Source organism: Synechococcus sp. R3-13 (assembly GCF_047462195.1).
GTDB lineage: Bacteria > Cyanobacteriota > Cyanobacteriia > Thermostichales > Thermostichaceae > Thermostichus.
Genome location: NZ_JANSIO010000290.1, coordinates 1 through 8,409 on the forward strand (window position 1 = coordinate 1; position 8,409 = coordinate 8,409).

Annotated in this window: 7 protein-coding genes; 5 read left to right on the forward strand and 2 right to left on the reverse strand. The window is 60.2% G+C overall.

Annotated elements, in window-relative coordinates; genetic code table 11:
- The 4 genes from NW856_RS09105 to recN form a co-directional block, all read left to right on the forward strand.
- Positions 1-479 (forward strand): metallopeptidase TldD-related protein (locus NW856_RS09105; RefSeq protein ID WP_414399908.1); only part of this gene is annotated, 479 nt, incomplete at its 5' end.
- A 152-nt stretch (positions 480-631) separates the two neighbouring features.
- Positions 632-2,020 carry a glutamate-cysteine ligase family protein gene (locus tag NW856_RS09110; RefSeq protein WP_414399909.1) on the forward strand — a complete coding sequence of 463 codons (1,389 nt, stop codon included), beginning with the start codon at positions 632-634 and terminating at the stop codon, positions 2,018-2,020.
- Positions 2,021-2,254: 234 nt separating this feature from the next.
- A complete protein-coding gene (locus tag NW856_RS09115) occupies positions 2,255-3,289 on the forward strand; it encodes a M14 family metallopeptidase (protein ID WP_414399910.1) in 1,035 nt (344 codons plus the stop codon).
- A gap of 188 nt (positions 3,290-3,477) precedes the next feature.
- Positions 3,478-5,184: a DNA repair protein RecN gene (recN, locus tag NW856_RS09120; RefSeq protein WP_414399911.1), complete on the forward strand. Its 1,707-nt coding sequence runs from the start codon at positions 3,478-3,480 to the stop codon at positions 5,182-5,184.
- Between the two features lie 46 nt (positions 5,185-5,230).
- On the opposite strand, the gene NW856_RS09125 is transcribed toward recN, so the two are convergent.
- Positions 5,231-5,938, reverse strand: coding sequence for an ABC transporter ATP-binding protein (locus NW856_RS09125; protein ID WP_414399912.1), 708 nt, complete (start codon positions 5,936-5,938; stop codon positions 5,231-5,233).
- Positions 5,935-6,753, reverse strand: coding sequence for an ABC transporter ATP-binding protein (locus NW856_RS09130; RefSeq protein ID WP_414399913.1), 819 nt, complete (start codon positions 6,751-6,753; stop codon positions 5,935-5,937). The genes NW856_RS09125 and NW856_RS09130 overlap by 4 nt, the downstream gene beginning before the upstream one ends.
- 328 nt (positions 6,754-7,081) lie before the next feature.
- On the opposite strand from NW856_RS09130, the gene NW856_RS09135 reads away from it, so the two are divergent.
- Entirely contained in the window at positions 7,082-8,335 is a 1,254-nt protein-coding gene (locus NW856_RS09135) for an ABC transporter substrate-binding protein (RefSeq protein ID WP_414373836.1), read from the forward strand.
- Positions 8,336-8,409: the final 74 nt, after the last annotated feature.

Consider the following 8,409-nt stretch of genomic DNA (forward strand, 5'->3'; position numbering starts at 1 on the left):
GCTACCCCATTGAGCCCTTCGACCGCGAAGGGATCCCTCGCCAGATTACCCCCTTGGTTCACGAAGGGATCCTCTGCAACTTCATGTACAACAGCTACGAGTCCCGCGCTGCTGGCGTTCCCTCCAACGGCCATGCCACAGGGGGAGCAGGCAGCCTGCCGGGAGTAGGGCCGGCTTGCCTGAGGGTGGCGCCGGGGACAACCCCCCTGTCCGAGCTCTACGCGATGGATCGGGGAGTTATCGTCACCCGCCTCTCCGGCAGCAGCAACCCCATTACCGGTGACTTTTCTGGGGTGGTGAAAGGGGGCTTCTTGGTCAAAGGCGGCGAGAAACGCCCCATCCTGGAGACCACCATTGCCGGCAATCTCTACGATTGTTTGCGCAATATCTCCGCCATTTCCCAGGAAGTAACGGTTTTCAACGGCACGGCTGCCTTTCCCGCCCTGCGCATTGAAGATGTATCCATCACTGCGGGCTAAGTAAAGCTAGGGGTGTCGAGATCCCGGCAACAGCGATTAACCTCATTCCCAAAAGCTGCGGAGTTGTTCCCATGGGCCAGGAGATCACCTGCCTCCGTTTTGGTACTGCAGACTTTGCTCAGTTTGCAGCTCGGCTTCAGCAAGAGACGAAGTTGCTCGAGCGCTGGTTGGCCGGTGCGCCGGGGCTGGATCCGGCTTGTCAGCCCTTTGCCCAGGGATCCCCGGTGGGCGGGTTTGAGCTGGAGGCATGGCTGGTCACCCCTCAGGGGGATCCGGCCCCGATCAACTCAGCCTACCTGGAAGCGGTGAATGATCCGCTGGTGGTGCCGGAACTGGCCCAGTTTAACGTGGAGATCAACAGCCGGCCCCAAGTTTTGACCGGCTTGGCTCTGCGGCAGTTTCAGCAAGAGCTGGGCCAAACGTGGGATCGCTGCTGCCAGGTGGCCGAACACTTGCAGGCGGGGTTGATGATGATCGGGATTTTGCCCACGGTGCAGCAAAAGCAACTGACCTTGGAGATGATCTCCCCCCGCAAGCGTTACCTGGCCCTCAATGAGCAAATCCTGAACTTGCACCGGCGTGAGCAATCCCAAGCGATCCCTTCCCTGGGGCTAGATATCGAAGGACCGGCTGGGCGGTTGTGGGTTACCCACCCGGACATCATGCTGGAGGCGGCGACCACCTCCTTTCAAATCCATCTGCAGGTATCCCCCCAACAGGCGGCCCGTTACTTCAACGCTTCCCTGCTCGTGTCAGCCCCCTTGGTGGCGCTGGCGGCCAATTCCCCCTACCTGTTCGGGCACGATCTGTGGGCAGAAACCCGCATCCCTTTGTTCGAGCAGGCCCTAGATGGGCCACCCCCCCTTGCCCTCACCCACTACCCCCGCGTCACCTTCGGGCAAGGGTATGTCCAGGGATCCCTGATGGAGCTGTTTTGGGAAAATGTGCATCGCTACCCGGTGGTGCTGCCGCAAACGTTGGCCGCCTCTCCCTGGGAGCTGGTCCATCTGCGCCTCCACAACGGCACCATCTGGCGCTGGAACCGCCCCCTCATCGGCTTGGATCCCGTTCCCCACTTGCGCATCGAACAGCGGGTGGCAGCGGCAGGCCCAACCCTACCCGACATGATCGCCAATGCGGCCTTCTACTTTGGTCTGGTGCAAGCCTTGGGATCCCAGCCCGTCCCCCCCGAGCAGGAGCTGAGCTTTGCCCAGTGCCGCGCCAATTTCTACACGGCGGCCCGCTGGGGTCTGGAGGCCCCCATCACTTGGCTCAAGGGTTGGCAGGGATCCCTGCGCCAATTGCTTTTGCAAGAGCTGCTCCCCATGGCCGAGGGAGGGCTGGCCCAACTGAACTTGGCCCAACAGGATATCCAAGTGTATCTGGGCATTCTCCGCGCCCGCGTCGAGTCGGGGCAGAATGGGGCCACCTGGCAGCGCCGCTACGTGGCTCGGCATGGTAAAGATATGCAACAATTGACCTGTGCCTACTGGGAACGGCAGCGGCAAGGCCAACCGGTACACACCTGGGATCTCAGATAGGGCTCTCTCCACAGCCGGTTGTACCAGCGGTGGGCCACCGCGGCGGCAGGACGGATCCCTGGCCCGCATCTCGAGTGGGCAAACTCTCTCTCAGATGGCCTTGTTGCGACCCGAGCTACCGCAGCGAAACGGTTCATTCGCGACCAAGGACTTCGTTGGACTTCTGCTCCCTCCTACCCCAGGGAGAGAGGCCAGAAGCCAGAAGTTTGAGTCGAGCCTCTTAGCCCAAACAGTATGCTCACCGTTCTCGATCATCTACCGGATCAACTGCTGGATCTAGAGGCCCATCAGCTTTACGACCGATTGGGTGGGCCGACCCTCATCCATCTGCCGGGGCGACGGGATCCGGCCCTGTTTGTCTCCGTGCTGCTGCACGGCAACGAAACCACCGGTTGGCAGGCGGTGCGGCAGCTCCTCCGCCGCTACAGTCCTCTGCACCGCTGCCGCGAACGGGAATTGCCCCGCTCCCTTTCCCTCTTCATCGGCAATGTTCAGGCAGCCCGTCAAGGACAACGGCGGCTGGACGGCCAACCCGACTACAACCGCATTTGGGGCTCCGGCTCCACCCCCGAACATGCCATGGCCCAGGCCGTCCTTCAGCAAATGCAGCAGCGGGGCGTTTTTGCCAGCGTCGATATCCACAACAACACGGGCACCAACCCCCACTACGCCTGTGTCAATCACCTGGATGCCCCTACCCTGCACCTGGCCACCTTGTTTGGGTGCACCGTCCTCTATTTCACCAAGCCAGAAGGGGTGCAGAGCATGGCCTTCGGGCGCTTCTGCCCGGCGGTGACCCTGGAGTGTGGCAAGCCGGATCAGCCCCACGGCACCCAGCATGCCTACGAATTCTTGGAAGCCTGCCTTCACCTGTCGGCGATCCCGCAGCGCCCTGTCCTCAGCCAAGATATCGACCTCTTCCACAGCGTCGCCATTGTCAAAGTCCCGGATCAGGTGAGCTTCAGCTTTGGGGAAGAGAATGGCGACCAAGAGGGATCCCCCTCCCACATCCGCTTCCCGCCGGATTTGGATCTCCTCAATTTTCGGGAGCTTCCCCCCCACACCCCCATTGGCTGGACGAACAACGGCTTCCACCTGGAGGTGCAAGACGAGCAGGGCCAAAATGTGGCGGATCGCTTTTTCTATGCCTGCAATGGAGAAATTCGCACCAGCGTGCCCATCATGCCGGGCATGCTCACCCTCAATAGCCGCATCATCCGCCAAGACTGCCTCTGCTACCTGATGGAGCGCTACCCCCTGGCCGGCTGAGCCGGGCTGCCAATTTCCGATCCCCAAACCAGAACGGGTGGTGCTCCCCACCCCTGCAATAACAGACTCCCCGCTGGCCGCTGTACCCGTCCGCCGAGGGATGGTGAGTACGCTAACGTGGGACAGAGCGACCCCTGCAAGCCCTATCCTGAAAACTGCCAACGGCACGCTGAGCCCACGGGATCCCTATGTTGCGCCTGCTGCGGATCGAGAACTTTGCCCTGATCGAGCAATTGGAGATCCCTTTTCGAGCGGGGCTAAACGTGCTCACCGGAGAAACCGGGGCCGGCAAATCCATCATCCTCGATGCTCTGGATGCAGCTCTAGGAGGTACAGCTCGGGCTCTGCGAACTGGCAGCGAACGAGGTCTGGTGGAAGCGATCTTCAGTCCTAATCCTGAACTGCAAGCCTGGCTAGAACAAGAGCACATCGACCCCCTAGAGGAGGGCCTGGTTTGTAGTCGCGAGCTGGTGTTGCGCAACGGCAAGCTCACCAGCCGCCTGCGGGTGAATGGGGTGCTGGTGAACAAAGCCCAGATGCTCAGCCTGCGGGCCAAATTGGTAGAGATCACTGCCCAGGGGCAAACCGTTCAAATCCAATCTCCCCAAACCCAGCGCCGTTGGCTGGACGACTTTGGCGGCGAAGAGTTGTTGCGAACACGGGCGGAGGTGGCTGCCCTTTACCAAACCTGGAACCATCTGAAAACAGAGGTGGAATCCCGCCGGCAAAGCCAACAACTGCGCCTGCAACGGCTAGACCTACTGGAGTTTCAAGCGCAAGAGCTGGCCGCCCTGCGCCTGGAGGATCCCGACGAAATGGCCAAGCTGGAGCGGGAACGGGAGCGCCTGGCCCACCGCGTGGAACTGCAACAGCAAAGCTACGAAGCTCACCAATTGCTCTATCAAAACGACAGCGGCTCACCGGCCATCGCCGATCTGTTGGGCCAGGTAGAACGGTTGCTCCAGACCATGACCCAGCGGGATCCCGACCTAGCCCCTCTGGCGGAAATGGTCAGCAGCGCTCTCATTCAGGTGGAGGAGGTGGGGCGGGAGCTAATTCGCTACGGCGAGACGCTGGAGGCGGATCCCGGTCGGTTGAACAAAATTGAACGGCGCTTGGCGCAACTCAGACAAGCCTGCCGCAAATACGGCCCGACCTTGGCCGAGGTGATGGCCCATGCGGAGCGGGTGCAGACGGAGTTGGCCCAACTGCGAGGAGACAACACCGACCTAGAGGAATTGCAGGTGCGGCTGGACAAAGCTGCCCAAGACCTGGAGCGCCATTGCCAGGTGCTCTCTCAACTGCGGCAACAAGCGGCCCGTCAACTGGAAAAGGCTCTCATAGAAGAGCTCAGCCCGCTGGGGATGAGCGCAGTGCAATTCCGGGTGCAGATCCAACCCGGCCCCCCGACAGCAGAGGGGGTGGATCAGGTGAGCTTTTGGATCAGCCCCAACCCGGGTGAGCCTCTTCAACCTTTGGCCAGCATCGCCTCGGGCGGCGAGATGAGCCGTTTTCTGCTGGCCTTGAAAGCCGTATTCAGCCGCATCGATCCGGTGGCCACCATGGTTTTCGACGAGATCGATACCGGCGTGTCGGGCAAAGTGGCGCAAGCCATCGCCACCAAGCTGTACAGCATTGCCCGAGATCACCAGATCCTCTGCGTCACCCACCAACCCCTGATCGCTGCCCTGGCGGATCACCACCTGCGGGTTCACAAGGTGGTGCACCAAAAGCGAACTTCTGTGCGGGTGGAGCTTTTGGGAGAACGAGAACGCCGCGAAGAACTGGCCCAACTTACTGCCGGCCACTCCGCCCAAGAAGCGATGACGTTTGTGGAGGCTCTCCTCAACCAAGCAGCTCAACTGCGCAAGCAGCAACTGGCCAGCCCCGCTTGACCCTCCTCTCCTTATTGTTTTGAGTGAGGGGAGGGGGGTGAGGGCCTCACCCGCCCAAGAACAGCTCCAGCACCTCAGGATTGTTCAACAAGTTGGGGCCAGTATCCTCAAAGCGGTTTTCTCCCGTGGACAAGACATAGCCCCAGTCCGCCATCTTCAGGGCCTGCTTGGCATTTTGCTCCACCATGAGGATGCTGATGCCAAGACGGTTGATCTCTCGCAGGAGGGCGAAGGTCTGTTCTATATACAGCGGCGACAGGCCAGCGGTCGGCTCATCCAGCAACAGCAACTGCGGCTCCACCATCAACGCTCGCCCCATGGCCAGCATCTGCCGTTGTCCACCCGATAGGGATCCCGCCGCTTGGCGTCGTTTCTCTTTCAGGGGCGGAAACAGCTCATAAACCCGCTCCAATTGGGCGGCAGGGTTGTCGCGTCGGATGAAGGCCCCCATCTCCAGGTTCTCTTGCACGGTGAGGGAAGGGAAGACATTGTTGGTCTGGGGCACAAAGCCGATTCCCCGTCGCACCAGTTGCTCAGCGGGCAGGTGGGTGATGTCGGATCCCTGAAACAGCACTCGGCCTGAGCGGATGGTGGCCAAGCCAAATAAGGATTTCAGCACTGTCGATTTGCCGGCTCCATTGGGGCCGATGATCACCACAATTTGCCCGGGGTTCACCTTCAGGTGGATCCCCTTGAGGATGTCCACCCCCCGGTAGCCGCTGTAGAGATCCTGGATGTCCAGCAAAGGGGTCATGAGAGGGATCCCTCCGAAGGCAGAGGGGAGGGTTGGGGTGGGTTTAGGGAGTCGGCCAGTGCCACAGATCCCAAATAGGCCTCCCGCACGGCTGGGTTTTGTTTGATCTCCTCCATGGATCCCTGGGTGAGAACCTTGCCGGCAGCCATGACCACCACATGGTCGCAGAGACGGGTCACCAGATCCAGGTCATGCTCGATGATGCAAAAGGTGCAGCCCCGCTCGCGGTTGAGATACTCGATAAAGCGCATCAAATCCGCCAGCAGGGTGCGGTTGACGCCGGCCCCCGGCTCGTCCAGCAGGATCACCCGTGCATCGGTCATCAAGGTACGTCCCAGTTCCAAGAGTTTTTTTTGCCCCCCGGAAAGGGTGATGGCCAGTTGATCCCGCAGATGGATCAGGTTCAGCCGTTCCAGAACCTCTTCGGCCCGAGCTTGCAGGTTGCGTTCTTGTCGTTGCACCCGCCGCCAACCGAACCAAGTGGCGAATAGGTTTTCCCCTATCTGATTGGGGGGAACCACCATTAAGTTCTCCAAGACGGTCATGCGGCCAAACTCCCGCGGGATCTGAAAGGTGCGCACCAGCCCTCGACGAAACAGATGATAGGGGGGCAGGCCGGTGATGTCTTCCCCATCTAGCCAGATGCGCCCGCTGCTGGGCCGAATAAACCCGGCAATGATGTTAAAAAGCGTGGTCTTCCCGGCCCCATTCGGGCCGATCAAGCCCGTAATCCGACCGGTTTCGATGCGGAAGGAACAGTGATCCACCGCGCTAATGCCGCCAAACCGCTTGGAGATGTCGTCGATAACAATCACGCCGCTGCCTTGGGAAAACCCCGCCGACCGATGAGTTCAGTATTTCAAACATATAATGAGCCCATAATGAGCCCATTGCCGAGTTTGCCCATTATCCTTCCCGGATTCCTACAGGGGCAACTGCCTTTGGAGGCCGCAGCCAGCCCTACAGCAGCCAAGGAACGGGCGAGATCCTGAGTCTGGCCCGCCTGTTTTCTGGAGCCATCTTTTCTTGAGGAAGTGGGGAACGCTTTGAGGTGAGTCAACGTCTGACTGCTACGGTTCAACACTTGCTTGACTTTTGGGATCTGAGTTCTACTTTCTCTTCCCTCATAGGAGGTTGTTGGTTATGTCTCGCATGAATAAACTCACCCGACGGGCCTTTGCAGCGGCGGCTGCCCTGACGGCGGCTGCTCTTGCCACCACTCTGCTGCCCAGCACGGCTCAGCAGGCAACTCAAGGGCCGGTCAAAATTGGGGCCTTGATGTCTCTTACCGGGGATCTGCAGGCCTTCGGGGAAAACTGCCTCAAGGGGATCAAGCTGGCGATTGACCAAATCAACGCGGCTGGCGGCATTTTGGGATCCCCTGCCCAAGTGGTCGAAGCGGATGACCAGACGTCGGCTCAGCCGGCTATCGACGCAGCTCAACGGTTGGTCACCGTGGAGAAGGTGGCCGGCATCATCGGCGCCTTGGGCAGTGGCATTACCATTCCGGTGGCCACGACGGTTTCTGTTCCCAATCGGATCCCGCAAATTTCCCCGGCTTCCACCGCTCCTACCATTACCACTCTGGAGGACAACGATTTTCTGTTTCGCACAGTTCCTTCCGATGCCTATCAAGGGGTAGCCCTGGCCCAGATCACCCGTGAAGAGAAGCTGGAGCGCCTGGCCATCATCTACATCAATAACGACTATGGCCAGGGCCTGGCCGACAGCTTTAAGACGGCTTTTGAAAAGCGGGGCGGCACCATCACCAAGTCGGTTCCCTACGAGCCCGGCAAGGCTTCCTATCGCAGTGAGCTGACCCAACTGAAGGAAGGGGATCCCCAGGCGTTGGTGCTGATCGGCTACCCCGAAAACGGTGTGGTCATTTTGCGGCAAGCTTTGGAAGAAGGACTGTTTGACCGCTTTGTCTTCACCGATGGCATGCGCTCTCCGGATGTGGCAGCTCAGGTGGGAGCCGAAAAGCTAGAGGGATCCATCGGCGTTTCGCCCCAGGCCCTCACCGATAGCAAGGCTTACCAAATCTTTGCCGAAGCCTACAAAGCCGCCTACGGGGAGCTGCCCCCCACCCCCTACATCGACACCGCCTACGATGCCGCTTTTGTCCTGGCTCTGGCCATTCAGAAAGCCGGCAGCACCGACGGCACCGCTGTTCGAGATGCCTTGCGGGAAGTGGCCAATCCGCCTGGCACCGAGATCCTGCCCGGAGAGTGGGCCAAGGCGGTGGAGCTGATCGGCAAAGGGGAGGACATCTTCTACACCGGCGCCTCTGGATCCATCAACTTCGATGAGAATGGGGAGGTGGCCGGCACCTTTGCCCACTGGACTTTCCAAGGGGGGAAGGTGGTGGATCTGAAGGTGTTTGAGCCGGAGAGCTGATTTTCCCCTGCGGCTCCTGAGTGGGGGTCGGTTTCTCCTTCTGAGCATGCCTCTAACCCCCAAAACCCTGAACT